At 30.2% G+C, this 26,597-nt stretch carries 27 protein-coding genes, 1 tRNA gene and 2 pseudogenes; 14 read left to right on the top strand and 16 right to left on the bottom strand.

Annotated elements, in window-relative coordinates; translation table 11 throughout:
- Positions 1 to 86: 86 nt before the first annotated feature.
- Together ATE90_RS00665 and ATE90_RS00660 are read left to right on the top strand one after the other, a co-directional pair.
- On the top strand, positions 87 to 866 hold the full coding sequence (locus tag ATE90_RS00665; RefSeq protein WP_036782674.1) for an ion transporter: 780 nt from the start codon (positions 87 to 89) through the stop codon (positions 864 to 866).
- Positions 863 to 2,716, top strand: coding sequence for a restriction endonuclease (locus ATE90_RS00660; protein WP_052107469.1), 1,854 nt, complete (start codon positions 863 to 865; stop codon positions 2,714 to 2,716). The genes ATE90_RS00665 and ATE90_RS00660 overlap by 4 nt, the downstream gene beginning before the upstream one ends.
- Positions 2,717 to 2,976: 260 nt before the next feature.
- Here ATE90_RS00660 and ATE90_RS00655 read toward each other — a convergent pair.
- The 5 genes and pseudogenes from ATE90_RS00655 to ATE90_RS00635 all read right to left on the bottom strand — a co-directional run bounded on the left by ATE90_RS00655 (position 2,977) and on the right by ATE90_RS00635 (position 4,675).
- A tRNA-Cys gene (locus ATE90_RS00655) sits at positions 2,977 to 3,047 on the bottom strand.
- A gap of 55 nt (positions 3,048 to 3,102) precedes the next feature.
- Positions 3,103 to 3,483, bottom strand: a pseudogene (locus tag ATE90_RS00650) (VOC family protein).
- Positions 3,484 to 3,494: 11 nt separating this feature from the next.
- Entirely contained in the window at positions 3,495 to 3,851 is a 357-nt protein-coding gene (folB, locus tag ATE90_RS00645) for a dihydroneopterin aldolase (RefSeq protein ID WP_036782672.1), read from the bottom strand.
- A complete protein-coding gene (locus tag ATE90_RS00640; protein ID WP_036782670.1) occupies positions 3,852 to 4,283 on the bottom strand; it encodes a DUF2452 domain-containing protein in 432 nt (143 codons plus the stop codon).
- A 176-nt stretch (positions 4,284 to 4,459) separates the two neighbouring features.
- Positions 4,460 to 4,675, bottom strand: a complete 216-nt coding sequence (locus ATE90_RS00635; protein WP_081958125.1) for a zinc ribbon domain-containing protein — start codon at positions 4,673 to 4,675, stop codon at positions 4,460 to 4,462.
- A gap of 110 nt (positions 4,676 to 4,785) precedes the next feature.
- Between ATE90_RS00635 and ATE90_RS00630 the strand changes: the two are divergent.
- Positions 4,786 to 6,470 (top strand): annotated as a pseudogene (locus ATE90_RS00630) (glutamine--tRNA ligase/YqeY domain fusion protein).
- 157 nt (positions 6,471 to 6,627) lie between these two features.
- Positions 6,628 to 6,930 (top strand): DUF6370 family protein, encoded by a 303-nt coding sequence (locus tag ATE90_RS00625; protein WP_036787941.1) that lies wholly within the window; start codon positions 6,628 to 6,630, stop codon positions 6,928 to 6,930.
- A gap of 20 nt (positions 6,931 to 6,950) precedes the next feature.
- Here the strand turns inward: ATE90_RS00625 and ATE90_RS00620 are convergent, their stop codons facing one another.
- Positions 6,951 to 9,575, bottom strand: coding sequence for a DUF5916 domain-containing protein (locus tag ATE90_RS00620; protein WP_101450579.1), 2,625 nt, complete (start codon positions 9,573 to 9,575; stop codon positions 6,951 to 6,953).
- Positions 9,576 to 9,790: 215 nt separating this feature from the next.
- Between ATE90_RS00620 and rplM the strand changes: the two genes are divergently transcribed.
- The 4 genes from rplM to tsf all read left to right on the top strand — a co-directional run bounded on the left by rplM (position 9,791) and on the right by tsf (position 12,631).
- Positions 9,791 to 10,246, top strand: coding sequence for a 50S ribosomal protein L13 (gene rplM / locus ATE90_RS00615; RefSeq protein WP_036782661.1), 456 nt, complete (start codon positions 9,791 to 9,793; stop codon positions 10,244 to 10,246).
- Entirely contained in the window at positions 10,246 to 10,632 is a 387-nt protein-coding gene (rpsI, locus tag ATE90_RS00610; RefSeq protein WP_036782658.1) for a 30S ribosomal protein S9, read from the top strand. The genes rplM and rpsI overlap by 1 nt, the downstream gene beginning before the upstream one ends.
- Before the next feature lie 170 nt (positions 10,633 to 10,802).
- On the top strand, positions 10,803 to 11,633 hold the full coding sequence (gene rpsB / locus ATE90_RS00605) for a 30S ribosomal protein S2 (protein WP_036782655.1): 831 nt from the start codon (positions 10,803 to 10,805) through the stop codon (positions 11,631 to 11,633).
- Between the two features lie 26 nt (positions 11,634 to 11,659).
- Positions 11,660 to 12,631 carry a translation elongation factor Ts gene (gene tsf / locus ATE90_RS00600; RefSeq protein ID WP_036782650.1) on the top strand — a complete coding sequence of 324 codons (972 nt, stop codon included), beginning with the start codon at positions 11,660 to 11,662 and terminating at the stop codon, positions 12,629 to 12,631.
- A gap of 153 nt (positions 12,632 to 12,784) precedes the next feature.
- Here tsf and ATE90_RS00595 read toward each other — a convergent pair whose 3' ends face one another.
- Entirely contained in the window at positions 12,785 to 14,326 is a 1,542-nt protein-coding gene (locus ATE90_RS00595; protein ID WP_036782647.1) for a glycine--tRNA ligase, read from the bottom strand.
- Between the two features lie 44 nt (positions 14,327 to 14,370).
- Positions 14,371 to 14,841 carry a class I SAM-dependent methyltransferase gene (locus tag ATE90_RS00590; protein WP_254712290.1) on the bottom strand — a complete coding sequence of 157 codons (471 nt, stop codon included), beginning with the start codon at positions 14,839 to 14,841 and terminating at the stop codon, positions 14,371 to 14,373.
- A 143-nt stretch (positions 14,842 to 14,984) separates the two neighbouring features.
- Here ATE90_RS00590 and ATE90_RS00585 point away from each other — a divergent pair, with 143 nt between their 5' ends.
- Positions 14,985 to 15,671: a ComF family protein gene (locus tag ATE90_RS00585; RefSeq protein ID WP_036782640.1), complete on the top strand. Its 687-nt coding sequence runs from the start codon at positions 14,985 to 14,987 to the stop codon at positions 15,669 to 15,671.
- Positions 15,672 to 15,760: 89 nt separating this feature from the next.
- Complete coding sequence (locus ATE90_RS00580) at positions 15,761 to 17,344, top strand: Ig-like domain-containing protein (RefSeq protein ID WP_235317670.1); 1,584 nt, start codon at positions 15,761 to 15,763, stop codon at positions 17,342 to 17,344.
- A 111-nt stretch (positions 17,345 to 17,455) separates the two neighbouring features.
- Here ATE90_RS00580 and ATE90_RS00575 read toward each other — a convergent pair whose 3' ends face one another.
- Both ATE90_RS00575 and ATE90_RS00570 read right to left on the bottom strand, forming a co-directional pair.
- A complete protein-coding gene (locus ATE90_RS00575) occupies positions 17,456 to 18,604 on the bottom strand; it encodes a cystathionine gamma-synthase (RefSeq protein WP_091955401.1) in 1,149 nt (382 codons plus the stop codon).
- A gap of 186 nt (positions 18,605 to 18,790) precedes the next feature.
- On the bottom strand, positions 18,791 to 19,246 hold the full coding sequence (locus tag ATE90_RS00570) for a DinB family protein (protein ID WP_036787939.1): 456 nt from the start codon (positions 19,244 to 19,246) through the stop codon (positions 18,791 to 18,793).
- A 40-nt stretch (positions 19,247 to 19,286) separates the two neighbouring features.
- Between ATE90_RS00570 and ATE90_RS00565 the strand changes: the two genes are divergently transcribed.
- Positions 19,287 to 19,634, top strand: coding sequence for an arsenate reductase family protein (locus tag ATE90_RS00565; RefSeq protein ID WP_036782631.1), 348 nt, complete (start codon positions 19,287 to 19,289; stop codon positions 19,632 to 19,634).
- A 20-nt stretch (positions 19,635 to 19,654) separates the two neighbouring features.
- Here ATE90_RS00565 and ATE90_RS00560 read toward each other — a convergent pair whose 3' ends face one another.
- Genes ATE90_RS00560 through ATE90_RS00545 form a run of 4 tightly spaced genes read right to left on the bottom strand, consistent with a single transcriptional unit; the run spans position 19,655 to position 22,967 of the window.
- Complete coding sequence (locus ATE90_RS00560) at positions 19,655 to 20,131, bottom strand: DUF4252 domain-containing protein (protein WP_036782628.1); 477 nt, start codon at positions 20,129 to 20,131, stop codon at positions 19,655 to 19,657.
- Between the two features lie 45 nt (positions 20,132 to 20,176).
- Entirely contained in the window at positions 20,177 to 21,181 is a 1,005-nt protein-coding gene (locus tag ATE90_RS00555; protein WP_036782625.1) for a DUF3089 domain-containing protein, read from the bottom strand.
- The gene (locus tag ATE90_RS00550) at positions 21,175 to 22,158 is read right to left on the bottom strand and encodes a glycosyltransferase family 4 protein (RefSeq protein WP_036782623.1); all 984 of its coding nucleotides are present in this window, start codon (positions 22,156 to 22,158) and stop codon (positions 21,175 to 21,177) included. Before ATE90_RS00550 ends, ATE90_RS00555 begins: the two co-directional genes overlap by 7 nt.
- A gap of 59 nt (positions 22,159 to 22,217) precedes the next feature.
- Complete coding sequence (locus ATE90_RS00545) at positions 22,218 to 22,967, bottom strand: hypothetical protein (RefSeq protein ID WP_036782621.1); 750 nt, start codon at positions 22,965 to 22,967, stop codon at positions 22,218 to 22,220.
- A gap of 101 nt (positions 22,968 to 23,068) precedes the next feature.
- Here ATE90_RS00545 and ATE90_RS00540 point away from each other — a divergent pair, with 101 nt between their 5' ends.
- The 3 genes from ATE90_RS00540 to mscL are packed head-to-tail and all read left to right on the top strand — an operon-like array spanning position 23,069 to position 25,245.
- Positions 23,069 to 23,692, top strand: coding sequence for a thymidine kinase (locus ATE90_RS00540; protein WP_036782618.1), 624 nt, complete (start codon positions 23,069 to 23,071; stop codon positions 23,690 to 23,692).
- Complete coding sequence (gene alr / locus ATE90_RS00535; RefSeq protein ID WP_036782615.1) at positions 23,685 to 24,785, top strand: alanine racemase; 1,101 nt, start codon at positions 23,685 to 23,687, stop codon at positions 24,783 to 24,785. The genes ATE90_RS00540 and alr overlap by 8 nt, the downstream gene beginning before the upstream one ends.
- Before the next feature lie 52 nt (positions 24,786 to 24,837).
- The gene (gene mscL, locus ATE90_RS00530) at positions 24,838 to 25,245 is read left to right on the top strand and encodes a large conductance mechanosensitive channel protein MscL (protein ID WP_036787938.1); all 408 of its coding nucleotides are present in this window, start codon (positions 24,838 to 24,840) and stop codon (positions 25,243 to 25,245) included.
- Between the two features lie 88 nt (positions 25,246 to 25,333).
- Here mscL and ATE90_RS00525 read toward each other — a convergent pair whose 3' ends face one another.
- Both ATE90_RS00525 and truB read right to left on the bottom strand, forming a co-directional pair.
- On the bottom strand, positions 25,334 to 25,867 hold the full coding sequence (locus ATE90_RS00525) for a hypothetical protein (RefSeq protein ID WP_036782612.1): 534 nt from the start codon (positions 25,865 to 25,867) through the stop codon (positions 25,334 to 25,336).
- Positions 25,868 to 25,901: 34 nt separating this feature from the next.
- Complete coding sequence (gene truB, locus ATE90_RS00520) at positions 25,902 to 26,594, bottom strand: tRNA pseudouridine(55) synthase TruB (protein WP_036782609.1); 693 nt, start codon at positions 26,592 to 26,594, stop codon at positions 25,902 to 25,904.
- Positions 26,595 to 26,597: the final 3 nt, after the last annotated feature.

Raw genomic sequence — 26,597 nt, 5'->3', positions numbered from 1 at the left:
TGTACCAAATGCACGAAATGAAACTTTAAAAACAATTTTTTTTTTAACTTTGAAAAAAGCCACTATAAAAAAGAAGAAAATATAGAATGATTAAAAAACTATTTCTAAACGACAAATTCATACTTCTATTAATTCTGATAAATGCAATAACAATATTTGCGAATGGATTTGGAATGTCTTCAGATAAAAAATTTATTTTCACTATAACTGACAATATAATAACGGTTCTTTTCATTACCGAATTAATAATAAAATTTAAAGAATTCGGAATAAAAGGTTATTTCGAATCAAATTGGAGGAAATTTGATTTTGTCTTAATAGTATTATCACTTCCTGCATTAATAGCATTTCTCGGTAATTTTGAAATTACAAATTTAAGCTTCTTGCTTGTTTTTAGAGTTATGAGAGTTTTTAAATCATTTCGATTTTTAAAGTTTATTCCAGGAATAGAACACCTAGTTAAAGGAATTAAAAGAGCATTAAAAGCATCTGTTTTCGTTTTTATTGGATTTATAATTTACATATTCATAATAAGTATTTTATCCTTCTATCTTTTTAAAGGTGTTTCACCAGAATATTTCGGAAATCCGTTAAATTCTCTTTATACTACATTTAAGATTTTCACAGTTGAGGGTTGGTATGAAGTTCCAGACTTAATAACGCAAAACTTATCATCTACAACATCATTTTTCACATATCTGTACTTTATCTTTGTTGTAATCTCTGGAGGAATCTTTGGGTTATCTCTTGTAAATTCAATTTTCGTTGATGCTATGGTTAGTGACAATAACGATGAACTTGAAACCAAAATTGATTCATTAGAAAAAAAAATTGATAAATTACTTTATAAAAACAAAGAACTATGAAATTAGAAAAAATATTAGATAATTTAAATTCACTCGAAAAGAACTCATTTTTAAAAATCATTGATAATATAATTTCAAATCACCCGAGTAATTATAAAGAAATAGATAAAATATTATCAGATAATAACAATAAATTAAAGGATATTGATAATATAAATATTGCAAAAGTTTTTAACTTAATAACGGATGAATTTACGGAAATAATAAAACAAGAATTTGTTAATACAACTTCTCAATTAGATATTTTAATTGATATTATTATCCGAGATGGACATAATCTCATTAAAGAAGATTGGTTTGTAAATCTTTACGAAAAAGAAATTAAAAGCATAAAGAACAAAACAAGTGAATTAATTAAAAAACTTGATAACGATAAATCAGATATTAACATTCAAAGAAAACGTGATTATTTAGTTTATAAAGCCTGTGTAAATACAGCTTATTTTAACGATAATGTGAGTAATAGAGATACAAAAATAACAAATGATGAATTATCTATTTTATTAACTTTATCAAATGAACTTGAATTATCACAAGAAGAAATTAAATTAATAAATTACATTGTAATTCCGCCTGTTAAATTACAAATAGAGCAAGTTATTAACGACTTGAAAGCTATAGGTTTGATTTTTTACTCCAAGAAAAATAGACAAGTTTATGTTGCAGACGAAATTGTAAGAGTTTTAAGAAAAATTCGTAAAAAACAAGTTGCTGACAAATTTTATCGTAGATTTTTAAAACTATTAAGAGAACCGCAAATTAATCTTGTGTGCAGAAATCATAATATCGATATTAAACTGTCACTTGATGAAAAAATAAAGAATATCATTAACGAAGGTATCTCATTCTCAAAATTATTATCAAATGAACTTCATAAAGATGGTACTTCATTAACTGAAAAGAAAAAATTTGTTAATGAAATTTGGAGTAACGGATTTGAAATGTCAGGTAACTTGAAAGGTACAACTTTAGAAGAAAAAATAGGCAATTTAATTGCGTATTTCGATGAAATTGAAAAAGATGAAAAAGTTGGAATTTCAATAGATGGATATGGTCAATTACTTACTGATTTAAACGAAACTATTCCAAAACTAAATAAAACTATTCGAGCAGAATTTGAAATGCAAGATGAATTTGTATTAAAAAGTGAATATCTATTAGATTTCAATATTAAACCCAGAGATATACTTGACATAATTGATAAAAAAGAACTTCTTGTTTTCTGCGAAAAATACAACTTAAAGAAAAGAGGTAATTCTATTTTAAATATTCTTGATGGTTATAAAGATGCTGATAATTTATTTATTGAAAACTATGAAAATATAGGATTTAGAAACTTGAACGCACTAAAAGAGAATGGTATTAGCTTAAAAGAGGCTGAATTAGGTATAAAATTCGAGGACATTACAAAAGATGTATTTGAAAAACTTGGATTTAACGTAGATGAGGATTTAAAAAAGAAACTTAATACTAAAAAGAATAAAATTGATCTTGTTTTAAATTTAGATGATAATGGCTTAATAATTATTGAGTGTAAAACTGTAAAAGAAAGCGGTTACAATAAATTTAGTTCAGTAACTCGCCAAATGAAATCGTACATTGATTTAGCAACTGGAAACGGACACAATGTCGTAAAATCATTATTAGTTGCGCCAGATTTTAGCGATGAGTTTGTAAACGATTGTGATATTGATTTTGAATTAAATTTATCATTAATAACGTCTTCTTCACTTTTAAAAATACTTGAAGCATTTAAGAATTCAAAACATAAACAATTTCCATATCAACTTTTAATGAAAGATGTTTTAATAAAGGAAGATAGAATAATTAAAGCTATAAACAAGAAATAAAAGCACCCAACAATTAGTGTAAAAAATTGCTAAATTCAATTTTAAACTGTACCCATATTTCAGATCAAGACACTTAATGAGCTTAAAGATCAATAGAATGTAACAAATGCACGGAATGAAGCCTTAAAAACAATCTTTTTTTTTATTTTAATTATACATTAAAAAAGAATAAAACCTTACCAGTCATACAAAAATCGTACATATTATAATAAAATAAAACCTCAACTCGCTTATTATTAGCTTATTGAGGTTTTTTAAAGAGGTGTCTAGCGGATTCGAACCGCTGTACATGGTTTTGCAAACCATTGCCTAGCCACTCGGCCAAGACACCTTATTCTCTTAGAGTGTGCAAATTTAATCAAATTTACAAGTACTACAAGTATTTTTTATGTTTTGATTTTCCAAGGTGGGTTTATTCTGTTTTCTCCACCATAAAATAAAATTAATTGATTACCATCTGTATCTTTTAATCTAGCCTCACGCCATAGCCAAAACTTATCATTTGGTTTTTCGTCAAACTGAATTCCTTTTTCAATTAAATCGGCTACTTTTTTATCTAGGTCTTCGCATTCAAAATAAACATGAACCCCTTCTCCTTTGTGTAATTCTTCTACTTTATGAATAGAAAAAGTTGAGTTACCGTCTGGACAACTAAATCTTGCATAATGCGGCAAAACCTCAACGATAAGTTCTAGCCCTAACTTTTGATAAAAGGAGATAGCTTTGGATAAATCTAATGAAGGAGCAGTAACTTAATTTAGATTCATAACACAAAGAATTATCTTTTTTTTGTAAGAATAATAACTACTTCCTCCACATTTCCTCCAATTGGTGGATTTAGTTTAGCTACAGAAATTTTTGCTCTTCGTATCATTCTCAACTCTTTAAAGGAACGATCTAAGATACGTTGCGCAACTTCTTCTAATAACTTAGAACGAATTGCCATTTCTTCTTTTACAATATGATTCAAATGCACATAATCTACGGTATCTGAAAGTTCATCTGTTTTTGCAGATTTCTTTAAATCAACTTTTACCTCAAAATCTACCCTATAATCAGACCCAATTTTTGATTCTTCTTCTAAACATCCGTGAAATGCATAGAGTTTAATATTATTTACTTGTATAATTCCCATTTATTCTTCATTCTTTGAAATCACCTCAACTTTTTCCCACATTTTATCAGAATTTAATCTAAAAGATCCTTTAAACTCAAGGTCCCATTGATTAGGTTCAATAATGGATAAAAACAATTCCTCTTTTTTATTATTGTAGAGATGATACGTTTCACCTATAATAGGTTCAAAGCCAAATTTAGCATTGTAAAGCATGTCATTATATTGAAATTTTTCCATCAATAATTCATACTCTTTTTTGACTTCATCAAATTTTCCTTTAAGTATTTTGTTTACGCGCCTTACACCATCTGCTGTCCAAGTAGCCGTATTCGTAGGTTTGATTACCGGCGAACTTGCGGATGTTCCGTAAGGTTTTAAAGCAGCATCATATTTTTGTGTTTCTTCATTAAAAACAACCAAATCTGGTTTTTTTTCACCGTCTTTATTCATAATGCGAAATTACGACAAAAAACAAATACTAAATTGGCTTTTTAGAAAATTTTAACGTACAAAAAGGCTCGTGTTAGTGATTGAAATGACATCCTTTTTTAAAGAATGAAAAAAAGATATAATGGAAAGCACGACTTTAATTCTGAATGCTTTCAGAATAAAGTAACACCCAAAAATTAACTCGTAAAAAAGTCGAAAACATTACTAATTGCGCTCGTTTTGGTTTTGTAAAATTCCGTATACGTGCATCTTTCGCAAGTTACACTAGTATATTTCTGATTTTGAATATCAAAAATTTTTGAGAGTGTTCCTCCAGTTGCTCGTAATTCCCCAATTTTATATGTTTTACACTCGCATTTTGGGCATGTATAGTTCCTTATTTGATCGCTCATAATTTATTGTATTTACTTATTAGATGATCAATTTACGAATTTGTTACAAAGACTCAATTGCTATAAAGTATTTTATGTAATTTTGTAACCTAATTTTTTCCTATAAATTTATGTCTGAAGAGAAAAAATCGCTCAATTTTTTAGAGCAAATTATTGAAGAAGATTTAACAAGTGGAATGTTAAAAGAAAATTTACGTTTTCGTTTCCCCCAGAACCTAATGGATACTTGCATATTGGTCACACTAAGGCAATTGGAATTAGTTTTGGTTTGGGTGAAAAATACAATGCACCTGTAAACTTGCGTTTTGATGATACAAACCCAGCAAAAGAAGAACAAGAATATGTAGATGCAATTAAGAAAGATATTTCTTGGTTGGGATATTCTTGGGCAAATGAATGTTATTCCTCAGATTATTTTCAACAGTTGTACGATTGGGCAATTTTATTGATTAAAGACGGAAAAGCTTTTGTAGATTCTCAATCTTCAGAAGAAATGAGAGTGCAGAAAGGCACGCCAACTTCTGTTGGAACAAATAGTCCTTTTAGAAATAGGTCTGTGGAAGAAAACTTGGAACTATTTCAAGGAATGAAAGACGGAAAATTTAAGGAAGGCGAACATACTTTGCGCGCAAAGATTGATATGGAAAGCCCCAATATGTTAATGCGGGATCCGATGATGTACAGAATTATGTTTAAATCTCACCACAGAACTGGTAGTGATTGGTGCATTTACCCAATGTATGATTGGACGCATGGCGAAAGCGATTATATTGAACAAATTTCACATTCTTTGTGTTCTTTAGAATTTAAGCCTCATAGAGAGTTGTACAATTGGTTCAGAGATAATGTCTATAATTTTAGCAAATCTGAATATCCTAATCCACCAAAACAACGTGAATTTTCTCGTTTGAACTTGAGTTACACAATTATGAGTAAACGTAAATTGTTAACTTTAGTTGAAAATGGAAATGTTACCGGTTGGGATGATCCTAGAATGCCAACAATATCTGGCTTACGAAGACGCGGTTACACGCCAAATTCAATAAAAAGTTTTATAGAAACTGTTGGAGTCTCTAAACGTGAAAATGTAATTGATGTGGCGCTTTTAGAATTTAAGATTCGTGAAGACTTAAATAAGACTGCCAAAAGGGTGATGGCCGTTTTAGATCCTGTAAAAGTAATTATTGATAACTATCCTGAAGGTAAAGAGGAAATATTAGATGCTAATTATAATGATTACGAAGAAGGTTTTGGAAGTAGAGAAGTTCCTTTTTCTAGAGAAATTTATATAGAACGTGAAGATTTCAGAGAAGAAGCAAATAAAAAATTCTTTCGATTAAAATTAGGTAAAGAAGTTCGTTTAAAAAACGCCTACTTTATTACAGCTACCAGTTGCGAAAAAGATGAAAATGGAGAAATTACAGTGATACACTGTACGTATGATCCGTTAACAAAATCTGGAATGGATACTGAAGAAAGCAAACGTAAAGTAAAAGGTACTTTGCACTGGGTTTCTGTAAAACATGCTGTAAAAGCTGAAGTGAGAGCATATGATAGATTATTTTTAGATGAAGCGCCAGACTCTCATAAAGACAAGGACTATATGGAGTTTGTAAATCCGAATTCTTTAGAAGTAATTACTGCCTTTGTAGAACCAAGTTTACAAACTGCTGCAATTGGAGAACGTTTTCAGTTTCAACGTTTAGGTTATTTTAATGTAGATGATGATTCTACTGCAGAAAACCTAGTATTTAACAAAACTGTTGGCTTACGAGATTCTTGGGGAGGAAAATAAGATTTAATTGACAGTTAAAATCGGCAACTTTTAGCCTTACAATATTTTAAGTTTTAAGAACGTTAAAAAACCATCAAATTGAGCTTTCGTGAAGTCAAAATATTCTCGAAAGCAATTGATAAATGAATTGATAAAAAACTATTTAAAATTAGAAATTATGAAAAAATTAATCGTTTTAAGTTTATTGATTTTAGCTTCTTGTTCAAACAAAAAAGAAATAAAACAGGTAGCAGAGATTTCTTGTGGACAATGTCAGTTTGACCTAGATAGTAAAAATGGATGTGATTTAGCAATCAGAATAGATAACAAAGCATACTTTGTGGAAGGTTTTGAAATTGATGATTTCGGTGACGCTCACGATGAAAAAACTGGCTTTTGTGAAGTTATTAGAAGAGGAGAAATAACTGGACAAATAGAGAATAACAAATTTGTTGCATCATCTTTAAAGTTAATCGATTGATATAATTAATCAACTGATTTTTATCTTACAAATCTATACGTTGCCTTTATTAAAAAGGTATCTTGCAATTTATTATTTGTAATTTGATCTCGTAAACTTCTTGTTAAAGAATTTCTGGGATCATCAAAAGTTACCCCACCTCTTGCCCAAACAAAAAACAATTCAGAACCAGGTATATATTCCCATCTAGCCACTAAGTTTGTGCGAAATTGCACAAAAGAAAAATCAGGTTTATTAAAAGTATAATCTGTATTTCCGTCTAAGTTTTCATCAATATTATAGACATCGTTCATGAATGAAATTTGAGTTTGGCTAAACATAGAAATTCTATCTTCTAGACGCGCAGCAGTGGATTGATTTACAAAATTAAAATTAGAATATCTTCCTCTGGAAATATAAGGTTGACCATAAAACTGAATAGACATATTTGGGTTGATACTATAATTTAAACGCAAAGTTGTTGATAAACTTTGATTATCAATTTCGCCCAAAATATATCTTTTTTGATTCCCAAAATCTGTTGTTGTTATATACTGAGTTTTATCAATAATTTTTTCAAACTCCGTGTTTAAGGAAATGCTTAAAGCATCAAAAGGTTGATAGTCTAATTTAAAAATATATTTTTTTAAATCATTTACAGTTTCTTCTGTTTTGCGATCTATATAACCCGCAGTAAAACTCATCTTTTTACTTTTATCTGATCCAAAGAAAAAATACAGAAAATTCTTATCAGCATAACGCCAGCGGGGACCACCTCTTAAATATGCATTTTCATAACTCAAAGGTTTATGTCCAAGACCTAATTCAGTTGACCAATTATTAATCCAATTAACATTTACTTCCGCTTTATATTGCATATTATTTTGATTTCCTTGAAAATCAAATGTTGCATATTGTTCTAATTGAAAGTTAATATCTCTGTATGTTTTTGTAGGGATTTGCCATAAATATTGAATTTCTGAAAATTGAATTATTTCATCTGTTTGGCGCAAAAAACCAACATCATTTAATTCTAATTCTGGAGAACGCCAAACAACACCCATATTATATCGCCAATTTCCACCACCTTGTTTTCCTACTTCAATTCTACCTCCCGAGCCCGTTAAAGAAGTTCGAGTAGGATCTAATTCTACATGAGTAGCATCTACTCTCTGAAACAATCTAGCCATAGAAAGCTGGGTCTTTTCTATCGCTTCTTCACTTCCTAAAACATGACTCATTATTGCATTTCCTTCAATGTAGTAGCCTCTATTTCGCCATGTATGCCTAAAATCAATACCTCCAGAATAAGCCGCTTTATGCAATTCTGAAAAATTACCATCTAAATTTCTGTTTGTTGCTGTAAAAATTCCTCCAATAAAAGAGTTTCTTTCATTAAAATCCTTCTGAGCTCTCGCTACAAAAAAATTCGTTAAAGGCTCTACAATCTCCTCTCTTTTAGTACCATTTACTCTCCTAATCTCTGCATATTCATTTGCAGTAACACTTTCTAGAACACCTATAGACCATCCATTTTGGGTTTTTCCTGAAAATTTTGCTGCGCCTAAAATCGCTGAATTAATTGGTTCTTTAGCATATTCTCCAATTGCTAAATTGGAGTTTCTGTGCGGATTTCGACCAATTCTTCTACTGTAAAAAAGATTGTCTTGCCCGTTTGCGAACTCAAAATCAAAGATGTTTTTATTCTCTACAAAAAAAGGTCTTTGTTCATTAAAAAAAATCTGAAAGCCATCTAAAGCAATAGCTCCAGGATCTGCCTCTACTTGACCAAAGTCTGGATTGATAGTTAAATCTAAAGTCAAATCGTTTGTAATTCCAATTTTAGCGTCTAAACCGCCATTTATTTTGAAATCGCTTCCGTCTCTATAAGGGTTTCCTATTTCTGCAGGGTAAGAATCATATTGTACAGCTGTAAAAGGCTGAATTTCCAATTGCTTTTGAGGAACTAAATCAATTAAACCATGTAACTCACCTGCTTCACTAATAAAACCTGCCTGATCATTTGGAATTCTTTGCCATAGAGACCTTTCGTTTTTCCTAAAAATAGTTCGATTTACATTGAACCCCCAAATCTGCTCTTTCACTTTCCCAAAGCGCAATTGACTAAAAGGAATTTTCATTTCTGCAGTCCACCCTCTCTCATCGACTTTTGCATCTGTATACCAAATTGGGTTCCAACTATCGTCCCAATTACTTCCGTTACCCGTAGCTATTTCCTCACCTTTTACCCCTGCAGCAGTGGTGGTAAATACAAAAGCAGTTCTTTTATCATGATAACTATCGATAATAACATTTACCCTATCTCCTGCAAAACCATCTCTTCTCGATAATCGTTTTTGAATTAATTCTGGATTGTCATCAAAAGCTCGAATAGCAATGTATAAATACTTTGCATCATGCATAACTTTAAATTGAGTTTGATGTGTTGGTTCAGTTCCTTCATCTGGAGTTTTTTCTACAAAATCTGAAGACCACTCCACAATATCCCAAGCTTCTTCGGAAATACCTCCATCAATAATTGGTGTTTTTACCAATTTTTTAGTAGTGTAAATTCTCTTCTGAATTTTATTCAACCTAATTTTTTGTGCAGTTGCATTAACCCCACAAAAAATAATAAATACTAGTATTGAAGTAAAAAATTTCATTGATTTTTAACTGATTTTATCATTGAGAATAACCTATTTATTTGCGCATCAAAAATACCTTTCTATTTTCTTAAGAATATGTTAATTATTCCTAATAAAAACGTTCAATAAAAAAACTAAACACCTATTTGCCAAACAAATAAATAGTACTATATTTGCACTCCTTTTTTAAGGAAAATGAAATTATTAATTAAACAAAAACTAATAGTGTAATTATGAACACATTAAGTTACAAAACAGTATCAGCAAACAGCGCTACCGTAAACAAGGAGTGGGTTTTAGTTGATGCGGACGGGCAAACGTTGGGTCGTCTAGCTTCTAAAGTAGCAAAGCTAATTAGAGGTAAATATAAACCAAACTTTACTCCTCACGTAGATTGTGGAGACAACGTGGTTATTATCAACGCAGAAAAAATTGTTTTAACTGGTAACAAATGGAGAGACAAATCTTACATTCGTCACACAGGGTATCCAGGAGGACAAAGATCGTTAACTGCAACAGAAATGTTTGAGAAAGATCCTACAAGATTGATCGAGAAAGCAGTTAAAGGAATGTTACCAAAAAACATTTTGGGAGCAGCACTATACAGAAACTTATATGTATATGCAGGAACTGAGCACAAACACGCGGGTCAAGCACCTAAAGCTATTAATCTTAACGATCTTAAATAATGGATACAGTTCACAAAATAGGTAGAAGAAAAACGGCTGTTGCTCGTATTTATCTTACAGACGGTAAAGGGAACATTACTGTAAATAAAAAAGACTATAAGGATTACTTTACAACAGGTACTCTGCAGTATAAAGTACAACAACCTTTAATGTTAACAGAAAACTTAGAATCTTATGATATCAAAGTTAATGTTTACGGTGGTGGAGTTACAGGACAAGCAGAAGCAATTCGTTTAGCAATTACACGAGCATTAGTTTCTATTGATGCAGATCACAGAATTATTTTGAAACCAGAAGGTTTATTAACACGTGATCCAAGAATGGTTGAACGTAAGAAATTCGGTCAGAAAAAAGCACGTAAAAAATTCCAATTCTCGAAACGTTAATAGTTTTTACGATCACCTTAAGCTTCGTCGAAAGGTGGGTAAATTATTATATCGAGAACTGTTATTATTATATACAATTAATATTAAACAGTTTAGTATCTAAATATATAAGACTCCTAAAAGACTACTTATATATTGATTTCAAAACAGAAAGTAAACACATTTAAAAAATGGCAAACGTAAACATACAAGAATTATTAGATAATGGTGTGCATTTTGGACACCTTACTAGAAAGTGGAATCCAAACATGGCTCCTTATATTTATACAGAAAGAAATGGTGTACACATCATTGATTTGTATAAAACTGCGGCTAAAATAGAAGAAACTTCAGAAGCTTTAAAAAAGATTGCAAACTCTGGACGTAAAATTTTATTTGTTGCCACTAAAAAACAAGCAAAAGATATTGTTGCAGAAAAAGCAAAAGCAGTAAACATGCCTTACATCACAGAAAGATGGCCAGGTGGTATGTTAACGAACTTTGTAACTATTAGAAAAGCTGTTAAAAAAATGGCTCATATTGATAGAATGAAGCAAGATGGTTCTTTTGATGCTTTATCTAAAAGAGAGAAATTACAAATTAATCGTCAGAGAGAAAAGTTAGAAAAGAATTTAGGTTCAATTTCTGACATGACTCGTTTACCTGGTGCATTATTTATAGTTGACATCAAGAAAGAGCACATTGCTGTGGCAGAAGCTCAAAAATTAAACATTCCAATTTTTGCAATGGTAGATACAAACTCTGATCCAAGATTAGTTGATTTTGTAATTCCTGCAAATGATGATGCTTCTAAGTCTATAGACAAAGTATTATCTTTTGTTACCGATGCAGTTGCAGAAGGTTTATCAGATAGAAAAGCAGACAAAGAAAAAGTAAAAGTAGCGAAAGAAGTTGCAGCTCCTAAAGCGGAAAAAGCAGCTCCTAAAGTTGAAGAAACAACTTCTAAAGTTGAAGAAACAAAAGCTGAAGTTACTGAAACTTCTGCTAAAGAAACAAAATAATTATAACTTTTAAAATATAAAATAACATGGAAACAGTAAAAGTAAGTGCTGCTGATGTTAAAAAATTAAGAGAAGCTACTGGAGCTGGAATGATGGACTGTAAAAAGGCATTAGTTGAAGCTGGTGGTGATTTTGATAAAGCAATTGATATTTTGCGTAAAAAAGGTCAAAAAATTGCTGCTAAAAGAGCGGATAGAGAATCTACCGAAGGTGTTGCTGTAACAAGAATTAATGATGCTAAAACTTCAGGTGTAGCAATCGTTTTGGCTTGTGAAACTGACTTTGTTGGGAAAAATGATTCTTTTGTAGCCTTAGGTGGTCAATTCGCAGATATCGCTTTAGATTATGACAGTAAAGAATCTTTCTTAGCTGCTGACTTTGGTGGAATGACAGTTGCCGATAAATTAGTTGAACAAACTGGTGTTATTGGAGAAAAGTTAGAAATCACTGCCTTTGAAAAAATCGAAGCTGCTTATGTTGGTGCGTATACTCATATTGGTAAAATCGCTGCTTTAGTTGGTTTATCTGCTGTTGTAGATAATGCTGAAAACTTAGCAAAAGATTTAGCAATGCAGGTAGCATCTATGGGAGCAACTACGTTGTCTTACAAAGATTTTGACCCTGCTTTTGTAGCTGCAGAAACTGAAGCTAGAATAGCAGTGATTGAAAAAGATAATATTGAATTAGGAAGATTGGGTAAAACATTGAAAAATGTACCTCAATATATCTCTATGTCGCAATTATCTGATGAGATTTTAGCAAAAGCTGAAGAAGCTGCTAAAGCTGAATTAGCTGCTGAAGGAAAACCAGAAAAAATCTGGGATAGAATTTTACCAGGAAAAATGGAAAGATTCATTTCTGACAATACGACTTTGGATATGGAACAATGTCTTTTAGATCAATCTTTTATTAAGGATGAAAAGAAAAACGTTGCACAGTATGTTAAAACATATGGAGATGTTTCTGTAAGTGCTTTTAAAAGAGTTACTTTAGGATAATAATTTATCTTTTAACACACTAAAAACTGTTAAAAGCAAATAATAAAAAAGGTAGTAATTTAAAAATTACTACCTTTTTTTATGTCTAAAATTCTGACTGAATATTTCGTTTAGAAGTTATTGTGAACGCAAAACAACCTTCAAAGAATTGAATTACATTTTTTGCAACCAAGTCTTTACGGCCACTTCAGCTTGTATTATTTCTTTTAAGTCCACAATTGCAACTCTTTTTTGATCCATTGTATCTCTATGTCTTATCGTAACACAGTGATCTACCAAAGTGTCATGATCTACTGTAATGCAAAATGGAGTTCCAGCGGCATCTTGACGCCTATAACGCTTACCAACAGCATCTTTTTCGTCATAATATACGTTGTAGTCCCACTTTAAATCCTCCATAATTTTACGCGCAACTTCGGGCAAACCATCTTTTTTCACCAATGGTAAAATCGCTGCCTTAAAAGGAGCCAAAACTGCTGGTAATTTTAAAACTGTCCTTGTTGTTCCGTTTTCTAATTCTTCTTCAATTAAAGAATTTGAGAAGACTGCTAAAAACATTCTATCTAAACCAATAGAAGTTTCTACTACATAAGGTGTATAACTTTTATTTTCCTCATGATCAAAATACTGTAATTTCTTACCTGAATGTTTCTCATGGGCTTTTAAATCGAAATCTGTACGTGAATGAATTCCTTCTAACTCTTTGAATCCGAAAGGAAAATTAAACTCAATATCGGCAGCTGCATCGGCATAATGTGCTAATTTATCATGATCATGAAAACGATAATTCTCTGCTCCCATCCCTAAAGATAAATGCCATTTTAAACGCGTTTCCTTCCATTGCTCATACCAAACTTTTTGAGTACCTGGTTTTACAAAAAATTGCATTTCCATTTGCTCAAACTCACGCATTCTAAAAATAAATTGCCTAGCAACAATCTCATTTCTAAATGCTTTACCTGTTTGTGCAATTCCAAAAGGAATTTTCATTCTTCCTGTTTTCTGAACATTTAAGAAATTAACAAAAATTCCTTGTGCTGTTTCTGGACGTAAATACAAATCCATAGCGGTCTCAGCAGATGCGCCAAGTTTTGTACCAAACATTAAATTAAACTGCTTAACATCTGTCCAATTTCTAGAGCCTGTTAAAGGGTCTGCAATCTCTAACTCTTCAATTAATAGCTTAACATCTGCTAAATCTTCGTTTTCTAAAGACGCACCCATTCTTGCTAAAATTGCCTTTATTTTTTCCTGGTATCCAACAACTCTTCCATTTGTAGCAAGAAACTCTTCTTTATTAAAAGCATTACCAAAACGTTTTGATGCTTTAGCCACTTCCTTATTTATTTTGCCTTCAATTTTAGCACAATAATCTTCAATTAAAACATCTGCTCTATAACGTTTTTTAGAATCTTTATTATCTATTAAAGGATCATTAAATGCGTCTACGTGACCAGAAGCTTTCCAAGTAGTAGGATGCATTAAAATTGAGGCATCAATCCCCACAATATTCTCATGCATTTGCACCATTGCTTTCCACCAATAATCTCTAATATTTTTCTTTAGTTCAACTCCATTTTGAGCATAATCGTAAACCGCGCTTAATCCATCATAAATTTCAGAAGACTGAAATACATAACCATATTCTTTTGCATGCGATAAAACTTTTTTAAACTGATCTTCTTGTTTTGCCATAATGAGGGCAAAGATACGTGTTTGCTAAAGTTTTTCAAGAAAATTTATTGGACTTTTTTACATCGATAAATAAATGCTGGAGGAATATTTAAAGGTTCAAATTCTACTGAAATAGACTCTCGAAATACTTTTTTCACTTTTTTAAAGTAACTTAAACTATATTGATATTGAATAAATGAGCCGTTATCCTCTAAAACCTCAAAAGCCTTCAACAAAATTTCCTCTGACACTTCTTTAGGAAGTATGGTTAATGGTAAACTAGAAATAATACAATCTACTTTCTTAATATTTAACTTTTTCAATTCATCTGCAATTTTTCCTGCAGAAATATTTAACACAATTAATTGTGGATGTTTTTGCTCTTTTAATTGACTGTAAAAATTATTATTAATTTCGAAACAAATTAATCTTGCTATAGGTGATAATTGTTCTATAATATACTTTGTAATCGCACCATTTCCAGGCCCCAACTCAACAATAACCTCTGCTTGGGAAAAATCAATCTCTCTTAACATTCTTTTTGACAAAAAACTTGAACTTGGCATAACAGTGCCTAATGTTTTTAAGTTTTTTAATGCTTCTTTGAAAAATTTTATTCTGCTAGACAAAGGTAATCTCTTATTTATTAAGTATATTACTTAAAAATTGTTACGTAAAGATGAGACTTTTAAAAGACTTATTCTATATTTTTTATCCAAAACTATGTGCTGTTTGTGAACAAAAACTAGTAGAAAATGAAACTACTATTTGTACACTTTGCAGACACGACTTACCACTAACTAATTTTCAGGATTTTAAACAAAACAAAATTTCAGAAAATTTTTATGGCCGGTTTTTAACAGAAAATGTATTTTCTTTATTTTTTTTTAGAAAAAAAGGAATCACAAAAAAAATAATTCATGATTTAAAATACAAAGGTAATGAAGAGATTGGGGTTTTCTTTGGTAATTGGTTGGGGGAAATTTTGAGTGAAAATAAAGGATTTAAAGAGGTAGATTATATAATTCCTGTGCCTTTACATCCAAAAAAATTAAAAGAAAGAGGCTATAATCAAGTAACAAAATTTGGTGAAACTTTGAGTAAACAACTAAATACACCATTTCTAGAAAATTATTTAATCAGAATCTCATCGACCAAAACCCAAACTTTTAAAGCTCGTTTTGAGCGTTTCAATAATATTGGCACAAAATTTCTTTTAAAAAATCCTGAATTTTTTAATCATAAACATATTTTATTAATTGATGACGTGATCACAACCGGTGCAACTTTAGAAGCATGTGCAAAAGAATTTTTAAAATCTAAGGACTGCAAAATAAGTATTTTAACCATGGCGTATACAGAATAGATTTTATGAATTTATATTCAAAAATTAATTGTTAATTTGTATCTAATTTATTTTTTGTGAGAATAGTGTATAGATTTCTTTTTTTATCCGTGTTACTTATTTTTGTTACGAACTGTGCCAGAACGGGTAGACCAGAAGGTGGGCCAAAAGATGAAGACGCTCCTTTGTTTATTACTGCAAAACCACCTTATGAAAGTGTAAATTTTAATAAGAAAGAAATTAAAATAGACTTTAATGAATACATTACATTAAAAAATTTAAATACAGAATTGGTAGTTTCACCTCCAATGAAAAATCCTCCATTAATTTCTCCCCAAGGTGCGCCTAGCGAATTTATAAAGATTGAAATTATTGATACTTTAAAACTAAATACAACTTATACTTTTAATTTTGGAAATGCAGTAGAGGATCATAATGAGGGTAATAAATTAGAGAATTTTAAATATATATTTTCTACTGGAACTTACATAGACTCTTTAACTACCTCCGGAAATATAAAAGATGCAAAACTTTTTGAAACGCCTAAAAATATAAACGTTTTATTATACAGAATAGACAGCTCTTTTAATGATTCTATTGTATATAAAAAGAAACCCGACTACATCACAAACACACTTGATACAATAAATTTTAAATTTACAAACCTTAGAAAGGGAAGGTATTTAATGTTGGCTTTGCAAGAATCTTTGAACGATTATATTTTTAATCCAAAAACTGATAAAATTGGTTTTCTTACGGACACCATTCAATTACCCAAAGATAGTATTATTACAAAACCCATCATTTTATTTAAAGAAGAACAACCTTATCAATTTAAAAGGGGAAAAGAAATTACCAAAGGAAAAATAGAATTTGGTTTTGAAGGTGCTGGAAAAAATATGCAAATAAAAATACTTTCTAAAGTTCCGGATGATTTTAAAAGTGTTTCTAAATTCGAAGTTGATAAAGATACCTTAAACTTTTGGTTCACTCCTTTCGAGGCAGATTCCTTAAATTTTGTAATTGCCAATAATAAATTTTCAGATACGTTAACGGTGAAATTGAGAAAGAAAAAATTAGATTCTTTAGTAATGAAATCTTCGACAAAAAATATTCTTCATTTTAGAGATACTTTCTTTTTAACCAGTAACAACCCTATTGTAAAAATAGACACAAGTAAAGTAAGTTTTTTTAACAAAGACACAATTGCTATAAACTACAACACTATACCTTCTAAAAAAGAGAATAAAGTTGGATTTATTTTTGATAAAAAACCAAAAGAGAAATACCTTTTTACAGCTTTACCTGGTGCCTTCAATGATGTTTTCTCCGTTAAAAATGATACATTAAAATATAGTTTTAGCACCAAAGAAATTGATGACTACGGAAGAATCACTTTAAAAGTAAACAACATAAATTCTAAAAATTTAATTATTGAATTACTTTCTGGAAAAAAGCAAGATAAAGTTATAGAACGTCAATTTACTGCAACTTCAAAAGGTATCGTTTTCGATTTATTACAACCTAAAAAATATACTATACGAGTTATTATTGACGAAAATAAAAATAATAAGTGGGACACAGGAAATTATCTAATAAAGCAACTCCCTGAAATTATTTTGTATCATAAACAAATTAATAATGCTGAATTAAGAGCCAACTATTTTCTAGAAGAAAGTTTTATTATTGAATGATTATAGACATTTAAGAAAATAAAAATGTTCTACGAGCTATTGAATAAAATATAAAATAACCTGAAAAATTAATATTCCTAAGTCTTTTTAGATGGCACTATTTTTTCGTTTTTAATGATTTAACGCTTGTTCTAAATCTGCTAATAAATCTTCTACATCTTCAATACCAACACTTAGTCGTATTAAAGAATCCGTAATCCCTATTTTTAAGCGTGCTTCTTCTGGCATGGATGCATGCGACATTGTTGCCGAATGATTTACCATACTTTCTACACCTCCTAAAGATTCCGCTAACGTAAAGAATTTAATGCTTTCTAAAAATTTAAAAGTAGCTTCTCTACTGCCGTCTTTTAAACGGAAAGAAACGACTCCACCAAAATCCTTCATCTGTTTTTTAGCCACTTCATGATTTGGATGATCTTCTAAGCCAGGATAATAGACGGCCCCAATCTTAGGGTTTTTCTTTAAAAAACTAGCTACTGCGCTAGCGTTTTCACAATGTCTTTGCATTCTAACATGTAAGGTTTTTATGCCTCTTAATGCTAAGAAAGAATCCATAGGTCCTGCAATAGCCCCAGCGGCAAATTGAATAAAATTTAATTCATCAGCTAATTTTGCTTCTTTTACAATTAAAGCACCCATTAACAAATCTGAATGTCCTCCTAAATATTTTGTTACAGAATGCATTACAATGTCTGCCCCTAAATCTAAAGGCCTTTGTAAATATGGTGTTGCAAATGTATTATCTACAGCAATTAAAATGTCTACATTGACTTCTTTTACTGCAGAACAAATTGCTTCGATATCAGCAATTTTCATTAATGGATTTGTTGGTGTTTCCAACCAAACTAATTTTGTTCTTTCTGTAATTTCTTTTAATATATTTTCTCCAGAATCTATATCTACATAGGTAAACTCTAGTCCGTATTTTTGGAATAGTTGTGTAAACATTCTGTAAGTTCCTCCATACAAATCGTTTCCTGCAATAACTTCATCGCCAGGATTTAGTGTTCGGAGAACACAATCTATTGCTGCCAAACCAGAAGAAAATGCAAAACCATGTGTTCCATTTTCAATAGAAGCAAAACTATCTTCTAGAGCAGTTCTCGTTGGGTTTGCCCCTCTTGAATAATTGTATTCTTGTGCTACCCCAAAACTAGATTGTTTATAAGTAGATGTTTGAAAAATTGGTGGAATTACTGAGCCTGTAGCTTCTTCGTGTTTTTGTCCTCCTTGGATAGTTTTTGTATTGAATTTCATTTTTTAAGTCTTACAAATTACAAACTATCAAAAAATAGTTTTCAAATTATTTTGTGAATTTTTTCATAATACCTAGAACAGCTATTTTATCTTTTGGCCAGATCAATGTTCCAAAAAGTAAACAATAAATAAAATCTATGTAAATTTTTATAATTCTAAGTGCATAAAAAAGTAATCCATATAAAATTATATGAATTTTTTGATAGCTCTAATAATTCCATAGTGAATGCCCTCATGAAAATTATTAAATGCGATTGCCGTTTCTATCGAGCTTAAAACGAAACCCGTACTTGTTGGATAGTCATTATAATTCTCAAAAATACCTGCTTCGAAATCTTCTTCTAAAGTATCTGGCAAACCCATCAATAGTTCTTTCACTTCGTCAAATTCTTCTACCGTGAAAATTTTAGTTGGTGCAGTTCCTTTTTTATAATCATCAATTAAATTATCCGGACACAAACAATTTAAATCTGAAAATTTGTAATGCAACAATTGTTGTGTAACTACTAAATGCGCTACATTCCAAGCTATATTATTCTTAAATCCTTCAGGAATCTCATGAATTTGATCTAGGGTTAACCCTTCTAGTTCTTTTAAAATAAGCTCTCTAGATTTTCGTAAAATATCAAATTGTATTTTCATTTTTATGTGTAATTTTGAAGTGTAAATATAATCCATAAAAATGAAGAAAGTATATTTTTTACAAACTTGTGATACTTGCAGAAGAATTCTTAAAGAGGTAAATACTGATGGTTTTGAGCGTCAAGAAATAAAGGCAAATAACGTTTCAGTTTCTCAACTAGATGAAATGCACCAACTTTCTGGAAGTTACGAAGCGTTGTTTAACAAACGGGCAAAACTCTATAAAGCTATGGATTTAAAAAATCAAATATTGTCTGAAACTGATTATAAACAATATATTTTAGATGAATATACGTTTTTAAAACGCCCTGTTTTTATTTTAAATAATGAAATTTTTATTGGAAATAGTAAAAAAGTTGTTCAAGCCTTAAAAGAGAAAATCGGTTAAACCTTCTCTTTCTTTAAGTTTTATTTTGATGAAATTTTTACATCGGAAGAAGAAAATACTGACGCCAACTCATCTTTAGTGATTTTTGTTTTTAAACCGAATAAAACGAGTTTATCATTATTACTATTGGCTCTTATAATAATTTCTGTTATAAATTTATTTATTTCAATAAAAAAGAATTCTGCTTTACCTCCCTTATCTTTAACGCGAGCCAAAGTTTTTAATCTGTTTTTTCTTGTAAACTTTTTAAAATTCTTCGATACGGTATCATCTTCATTATCAAAAACCATTAACTTGAAGTTGCTCGATTTTTTAATTAAAGTTGACAAACTCTCTTCATCTTCATCGTCTAAAAAGGAACCTGCCAATGAAGTTGATAAATTGATTGAAAAAGCTGATTTGTCCTTATTTACTTTATAAAATTTTTTAAAAGCTTCTTCTTGAGCAGATACAGTTATTATAAAAAAAGCAGAGATAATTACAGTAAGTCGTTTCATTTTATTCGTTTTATTTTTAGACGATTACAAAAAGACTTTGTTACATTATTTATTTTCCGCTAACCAGGTTTTAGTTCTTAATTCTGCATTTTCTCTAATATCCTGCCAAAAAAGATTAATATCACCAACATGATAATTTTTCATAAAAGACATAAAAAATCGCATTGGAAATTTAGGGTTTGTACTCCAAACCAATCCATCTGTAATTTCTATTTTTAATACATTTTTATATATCTTTTTATTAGAATATAAAAACCCCTTGTGTTCATATAATTCTGTAGTTTTTGCATCGTCCCAAGTTATAGGGTTTGTTGTAACACTACCTTTATAAACATCTCTTTTCTTCGGATAATTGCCTTTCTTAAATGTATTCCAACCAACAAAACCTCCTATTTCATTTGGTTTTGTCATTGGCTTTAAAGTTGAAAACAAATCTGATTTTAGGACTGTGCCAACAATATATGCCGCTATCAATTTTTCTTGCAAAGGTTTGTTATCAAAAAAATCTCTTAATAAAAATTTGGCATGTGTAGAGCCTTGACTGTGACTTGCAATGATAATTGGTCTACCTTTATTGTAGTTTTTTAAATAAACTTCAAAAGCTTTTTTAACATCAGAATAAGCTAAAAGTAACGCCTTGTCTCCTCCGTTTTCTAACATCTTATAAGAACGTAAATGTGCTTGTCTATAATAAGGAACGTACAATTTACCTGAAGTTGCAAATGCCGAAGCTTGAAATAAAACCGCTTTGTTTAAAACTTTATTCTGCTGCTCAATATCCTCTACAGGAACATTCCACCGTAAATCATCATTTTCTGTATTTAAAGTTGGATACACATAAAAAACATCTGCTTGTAAAGTATCTATTTCTTTAGAAGTAAATTCTTTTAATTCTTCAAAAGAAGAATTTGGTAAAACTGCCCAATTTTTCTCATTATTATAATTAGGTTTTGAAGGAATATCCTTTTTCGAAAATCCCTGAATTTTGTGGGTTGATTTACATCCCACTAAAACTATAAAAAACGCCAAAAAGAATATTTTTTTTACCATAATTTATAAAGTTCTATTAAATTTTGTGCTTCTTTTTTTGCACTCCAATTCTGTACAATTTCTTCTCTTCCTTGTTTCCCCAAATGTGAAATTTGATTTTTCATCAATTTAAATAAAAGTAGCTCTAACGCCGGAGAATTTCCTGCTTCAAACAAATACCCATTTTTACCATTTGTAATTAATTGGGAATGAACTCCTACATTTTTTGTGGCAATTACTGTGCATTCACAAGACATAGCTTCGGCAGTTACTAAAGAAAATCCTTCAGAAAAACTTGGAGCGACAACAATTTTTGCTGCTTGATAATAAGAAATAATATCTCTAGTTTCATCAACAAAATAGACTTGATTTTCTATTTCATGTTTTTTTGTAATCGTTTTTAATTCTTCTAAAAATAGAGGCTTATCAACTTTACCAACAATAACTAATGCCCAATTTTTTTGCTCTTTTAGAACCTTGGCAGCCTCGAGTAAAACAAGTTGACCTTTTGCTTTCCTTACTCTTCCTGCATTTAAAATAACATTGTCTTGTTTAATCTTTTCTAGCCTTTTTTCTAGATTTGGCACAAACTCTTCAACTCTAACCCCATGAGCAATAAGAGTATTATCAATCCCTAAATTAGTGCTCATACTTTTAATGAGCGTAATTACTTTATCCGCTTTTTTAAGCAAATATTTTGTGAGCCCTGAAGGCACAGTTTCTGCGTGCCTAGTTGCAATCAATTTGAATTTTGCACCTAAAAAACGATACCATAGCATTCTTATAATTTCATTATTTCTATGACAATGTACGACTGTTTTTAAATCAGAAAATAGTATTGATTTTAATTTTGAAGTGGTAATTTTATTTCCATCAATATTTGAACCATAAACATATGTTTCAAAATCATCATCAAAAAAAGGAAGTAAATTTTCTATACTTCTGGTTACTCCAGTTTTACGGCGATGAAAATGTGTATGGATTAAAACGGGTTTCAAAATTAGAAATTAATTATTATCAATTAAATTTTTGTACGTAACCTAAATAGCAAATAGAATTAAGCAAATTTACGTTCTATAATTTCTAAAAAACGTTTTTCTAATTCTTCATGTTCAGACCAATTATAGTCTGGCTTTATCATCTTATTGATAAATTGTTTTGCTTCTTTTTCTGACTTAAAAGTGTTTAATTGAGAAATTACTCTGTTATAATCTTCTTGCTGATTATTAAAAAGATTTTTTACAAAAATAATTCTGTCATTTAAACCAATTTGAATATTATTAACCAATTTATCATTTAAAGATTTTGGTTGGGCATTTTCAAATAAATCTGCCATTACATCAACCGAAATTATGTCTTGTAATTCTTCCTCTAAGCTTTTTGTTTTATTTACTTCAATCTTTATAACCTCATTTATATGCTCTGTTTCATTTTCAGAGAATTTAATTTCTTCTAATTCATCAAAAGGTTGCTCTAAAATTTCTTCCATTTCAGATTCTTCTTTAGGCGTATCAGCAAGATCATAGACTATCTTTTCTCCATCTTCAACAACCTCGTTAGAAGTAGCTTCTTCAAAAATAGAAATATCTTTTGACACAAAACCTTGTGCCACTTTTTCTATTAATTCTTCTTTTGATTCTTTTAAATTTGGTGTTGTATTTACATATTCTTCAACAAAAGCAAGCATAGATAGTTTCTCATAAATCTCTTTAGATTTTTGTTTTAAGGCAAACACATCTTTTTTATTTTTCATTTTTAAAATACTGTGCGCCAAACTCATTAAGTCTGATTCTAATTTTTTGTGCATAAGTTGTTAATTGAAGTTATTTTTTACAGCTAAATATTGCTAAATTTGTTGACAATCAAACTAAAACAAAATTATAAAACTAAAACGCCTAAAATTACAAAATGTTTCTTGAAAATACAGTAAATCATACAGAACAATTTGGCTGGATAGAAGTTATTTGTGGCTCTATGTTTTCTGGTAAAACAGAAGAATTAATTAGACGTTTAAAGCGTGCACAATTTGCAAAACAAAGTGTAGAAATTTTTAAACCTGCTCTTGATACGCGTTATGATGAAGAGCAAGTTGTTTCGCATAATGATAATAGAATCAGATCAACACCTGTACCGGTTTCTTCAAATATTAGGCTGTTAGCCAATGATGTAGATGTTGTTGGTATTGATGAAGCTCAGTTTTTTGATGATGAAATTGTTGCTGTTTGTAATGATTTAGCAAACCGAGGAATACGAGTAATTGTGGCCGGTTTAGATATGGACTTTCAAGGAAATCCTTTTGGCCCAATGCCTGCTTTAATGGCAACTGCGGAATATGTGACTAAAGTACATGCTGTTTGCACACACACAGGTAACTTAGCACATTACAGTTTTAGAAAAGCACAAAATGACAAATTAGTAATGTTAGGTGAGACTCAGGAATATGAACCTTTAAGCAGAGCTGCATATTTTAAAGCTGTCAAAAATAAAGAGAAAGGAATTACTGATAAAAAAGAAAGTTCTACTGATGAATAATCATGTAACTGTTTTAGAAATTGATGGAAATGCTTTAGAACATAACCTAAATTATTTTAAACAAAAACTACAACCAAAAACCAAAATTTTAGCAGTTGTTAAAGCTTTTGGCTACGGAAGTGATGGCATTAAAGTTGCTCAATTTTTAGAAGATAAAGTAGATTATTTTGCAGTTGCTTATGCTTCTGAAGGTATTGCTTTGCGTGAAGCAGAAATAAAAGCTCCGATTTTAGTTTTACACCCTCAAGTGCAAAATTTACAGTCTGTTGTAGATTATAGATTAGAACCAAATCTATACAGTTTTAAAATTTTTAATGCTTTTTTAAATTTAGCGGATACAGCTCCTTTAATGAATTACCCTATTCATTTAAAGTTTAACACAGGTTTAAATAGATTAGGATTTTGGCATGCAGATATTTCTAAAATTTTAACGAGTTTAAAAGAAACAAATCACGTAAAAGTGCAATCTTTATTTTCGCATTTAGCGGCGAGTGAAGATTTAGAAGAAAAAGATTTTACAACAAATCAAATCAATAATTTTGCATACATAGCACAACAATTTTACACGCATTTAGGTTACAAACCTATGCTTCATATTTTAAATACATCTGGTGTTGTAAATTATGTAAAAGCCCAATTTGATATGGTTAGGATTGGCATTGGTTTATATGGGTTTGGAAATAATACCGAAGAAACCTCTCAATTAAATAACACACATAATTTAACCTCTATTATTTCTCAAATTCACTTCATTGAGCCCGGAGAAACGGTAGGCTACAATAGAGCTTTTGTTGCAAAAAGACCAAGTAAATCAGCAACAATACCGATTGGTCACGCAGATGGAATATCTAGAAGATTAGGTAATAAAAAAGGGCATGTACTCATCAACAATAAAAAAGTACCTATTATTGGTAATGTCTGTATGGATATGATTATGGTTGATGTTACAAAGATTGAGTGCAAAGAAGGTGATAAAGTTATCATTTTTAATAATCAAGAAATGATACAAAATATTGCTAATATTTCTGAAACTATTGTTTATGAAACCTTAACTGCAATTTCACAGCGTGTTAAAAAAACGTTAAAATATTAATAAATTTCACTAATTTAGCATTCTAACATATTAAAAATCAAAACAAATGGGAATGCTTAAAGAATTTAAAGATTTTGCAATGAAGGGTAACCTTATCGATATTGCGGTAGGTTTTGTTATGGGGGCAGCTTTTAAACAAGTTGTAACTTCTTTTACAGGAGGAATTGTTTCTCCTTTAATTGGCCTGATATTTAACACTGATTTCAAAGATTTAAAATGGATTGTTAAAGAAGGTATTACTGAAGATACAGGAAAAGTTGTTGGAGAAGTTGCGGTTTTATATGGAGATTTCTTAACAAACGTAATTGACTTTATTATTGTAGCTTTTGTAATGTTCATAATTGTAAAAGGTGTAAATGCAACTAAAAAGAAAGAAGAGCCAGCACCAGTTGCTCCAAAAGGACCGAGTCAAGAAGATTTATTAGCTGAAATAAGAGATTTATTAGCTAAAAAGAAATAATCTTTTAAGAAGTAGACTTATATATAAATCCTGAGGTAAAACTCAGGATTTTTTTTGTAAAAAAATTTAAATATAAATCCTTTTTATTTTAAAAGAAAGAAAATCCTATCCCTAAGGAAACACTATCTAACCTATTGTTTTCAAAACCATAAATACTTTTTCTGTGAAAATCTAATCTTAAAATTGTATTCCATCTATCACCACCTGCTACTTGAGATCCAATTCCAAAACTATAATACTTTCCATCTGGATAATTAGATGAGGGTCGCCACATTTTACCATAACTCCCTTCAATAAAAAAAGTATCCCCTTCATCTTCAGTAATATTGTACTTTATAGTCCCATAAGTTGGAAAAGCACTTACAGCATAATTCCAATGATAATCAAATCCAGCATTAAAACTAATAGCAACCCTTTTTTTAAATTCATAGCCAAAACCTGTTCTTAAAAAAATTGCAGCTGGTTCAATAAGATATTCACCTTCCTCATTATTTATGGTGTAATTTTCATTTATACCAAGCGTAAAATTAAAAGTACCTGTAATAAAAGATTTCCCAAATTTTTGTTGAGATGAAGATAGTAATGTGATAAATAAGAAGATTAAAGATAGATTTTTTTTCATAAAATAGCTTTTGTCACAACCTTGGAGACAAAAACTATTCCACTTTTAGACTTTTAATAAAACCCTCAATAGAATTTGATTTATCAACAGAAAAATCACCGATTTTTGTTCTTCTTAATGCTGATAAATGCGCACCAGAATTTAATGCATTTCCAAAATCGGAAGCTAAAGAACGAATGTAGGTTCCTTTACTACAAACTACTTTAAAGTCTACTTTTGGCAGATTAATAGTAGTAATTTCGAATTCTAAAACCTTAACGATCCTGGCTTTAATTTCTGTAGTCTCGCCTTTTCTTGCCAATTCGTATAAACGTTTTCCATCTTTTTTAATTGCAGAAAAAATAGGTGGTTTTTGTTGAATATCACCAATAAATTGTTTTGTAGTTTCTTTTAATAAATCTTCAGTAATATGTTCTGTCGGAAATTTTTGATCGATTTCTGTTTCTAAATCGTAACTTGGAGTGGTTGCACCTAAAGTAAATGTACCTGTATACTCTTTTACTTGATTTTGATAGGTATGAATTTCTTTCGTCTGTTTTCCTGTGCAAATAATTAACAGACCTGTTGCTAAAGGATCTAAAGTCCCTGCGTGACCCACTTTAATTTTCTTAATATTAAAGCGCTGTTTTATTTCCCACCGTAGTTTGTTCACGACCTGAAAAGAGGTCCAAGTAAGTGGTTTGTCAATCAATAAAACCTGACCTTTTTGATACTCTTCAATATTCATCAA

The sequence above is a fragment of the Polaribacter sp. Hel1_33_96 genome (assembly GCF_002846595.1).
In the GTDB taxonomy this organism is placed as follows: domain Bacteria; phylum Bacteroidota; class Bacteroidia; order Flavobacteriales; family Flavobacteriaceae; genus Polaribacter.
This window is presented reverse-complemented; position numbering and strand designations above follow the sequence as displayed.

What these genes read in the sequence shown, in the direction of transcription:
- ATE90_RS00575 (WP_091955401.1), bottom strand. Translation starts at nt 18,604, where the DNA reads ATGAAATTCAATACAAAAACTATCCAAGGAGGACAAAAACACGAAGAA.
- ATE90_RS00620 (WP_101450579.1), bottom strand. Translation starts at nt 9,575, where the DNA reads ATGAAATTTTTTACTTCAATACTAGTATTTATTATTTTTTGTGGGGTT.
- rpsI (WP_036782658.1), top strand. Translation starts at nt 10,246, where the DNA reads ATGGATACAGTTCACAAAATAGGTAGAAGAAAAACGGCTGTTGCTCGT.
- ATE90_RS00555 (WP_036782625.1), bottom strand. Translation starts at nt 21,181, where the DNA reads ATGGTAAAAAAAATATTCTTTTTGGCGTTTTTTATAGTTTTAGTGGGA.
- ATE90_RS00625 (WP_036787941.1), top strand. Translation starts at nt 6,628, where the DNA reads ATGAAAAAATTAATCGTTTTAAGTTTATTGATTTTAGCTTCTTGTTCA.
- ATE90_RS00595 (WP_036782647.1), bottom strand. Translation starts at nt 14,326, where the DNA reads ATGGCAAAACAAGAAGATCAGTTTAAAAAAGTTTTATCGCATGCAAAA.
- ATE90_RS00640 (WP_036782670.1), bottom strand. Translation starts at nt 4,283, where the DNA reads ATGAATAAAGACGGTGAAAAAAAACCAGATTTGGTTGTTTTTAATGAA.
- ATE90_RS00560 (WP_036782628.1), bottom strand. Translation starts at nt 20,131, where the DNA reads ATGAAACGACTTACTGTAATTATCTCTGCTTTTTTTATAATAACTGTA.
- alr (WP_036782615.1), top strand. Translation starts at nt 23,685, where the DNA reads ATGAATAATCATGTAACTGTTTTAGAAATTGATGGAAATGCTTTAGAA.
- ATE90_RS00590 (WP_254712290.1), bottom strand. Translation starts at nt 14,841, where the DNA reads ATGTTAAGAGAGATTGATTTTTCCCAAGCAGAGGTTATTGTTGAGTTG.
- ATE90_RS00635 (WP_081958125.1), bottom strand. Translation starts at nt 4,675, where the DNA reads ATGAGCGATCAAATAAGGAACTATACATGCCCAAAATGCGAGTGTAAA.
- rpsB (WP_036782655.1), top strand. Translation starts at nt 10,803, where the DNA reads ATGGCAAACGTAAACATACAAGAATTATTAGATAATGGTGTGCATTTT.
- truB (WP_036782609.1), bottom strand. Translation starts at nt 26,594, where the DNA reads ATGAATATTGAAGAGTATCAAAAAGGTCAGGTTTTATTGATTGACAAA.
- rplM (WP_036782661.1), top strand. Translation starts at nt 9,791, where the DNA reads ATGAACACATTAAGTTACAAAACAGTATCAGCAAACAGCGCTACCGTA.
- ATE90_RS00660 (WP_052107469.1), top strand. Translation starts at nt 863, where the DNA reads ATGAAATTAGAAAAAATATTAGATAATTTAAATTCACTCGAAAAGAAC.
- ATE90_RS00665 (WP_036782674.1), top strand. Translation starts at nt 87, where the DNA reads ATGATTAAAAAACTATTTCTAAACGACAAATTCATACTTCTATTAATT.
- ATE90_RS00540 (WP_036782618.1), top strand. Translation starts at nt 23,069, where the DNA reads ATGTTTCTTGAAAATACAGTAAATCATACAGAACAATTTGGCTGGATA.
- ATE90_RS00545 (WP_036782621.1), bottom strand. Translation starts at nt 22,967, where the DNA reads ATGCACAAAAAATTAGAATCAGACTTAATGAGTTTGGCGCACAGTATT.
- ATE90_RS00565 (WP_036782631.1), top strand. Translation starts at nt 19,287, where the DNA reads ATGAAGAAAGTATATTTTTTACAAACTTGTGATACTTGCAGAAGAATT.
- ATE90_RS00585 (WP_036782640.1), top strand. Translation starts at nt 14,985, where the DNA reads ATGAGACTTTTAAAAGACTTATTCTATATTTTTTATCCAAAACTATGT.
- ATE90_RS00525 (WP_036782612.1), bottom strand. Translation starts at nt 25,867, where the DNA reads ATGAAAAAAAATCTATCTTTAATCTTCTTATTTATCACATTACTATCT.
- folB (WP_036782672.1), bottom strand. Translation starts at nt 3,851, where the DNA reads ATGGGAATTATACAAGTAAATAATATTAAACTCTATGCATTTCACGGA.
- mscL (WP_036787938.1), top strand. Translation starts at nt 24,838, where the DNA reads ATGCTTAAAGAATTTAAAGATTTTGCAATGAAGGGTAACCTTATCGAT.
- ATE90_RS00570 (WP_036787939.1), bottom strand. Translation starts at nt 19,246, where the DNA reads ATGAAAATACAATTTGATATTTTACGAAAATCTAGAGAGCTTATTTTA.
- tsf (WP_036782650.1), top strand. Translation starts at nt 11,660, where the DNA reads ATGGAAACAGTAAAAGTAAGTGCTGCTGATGTTAAAAAATTAAGAGAA.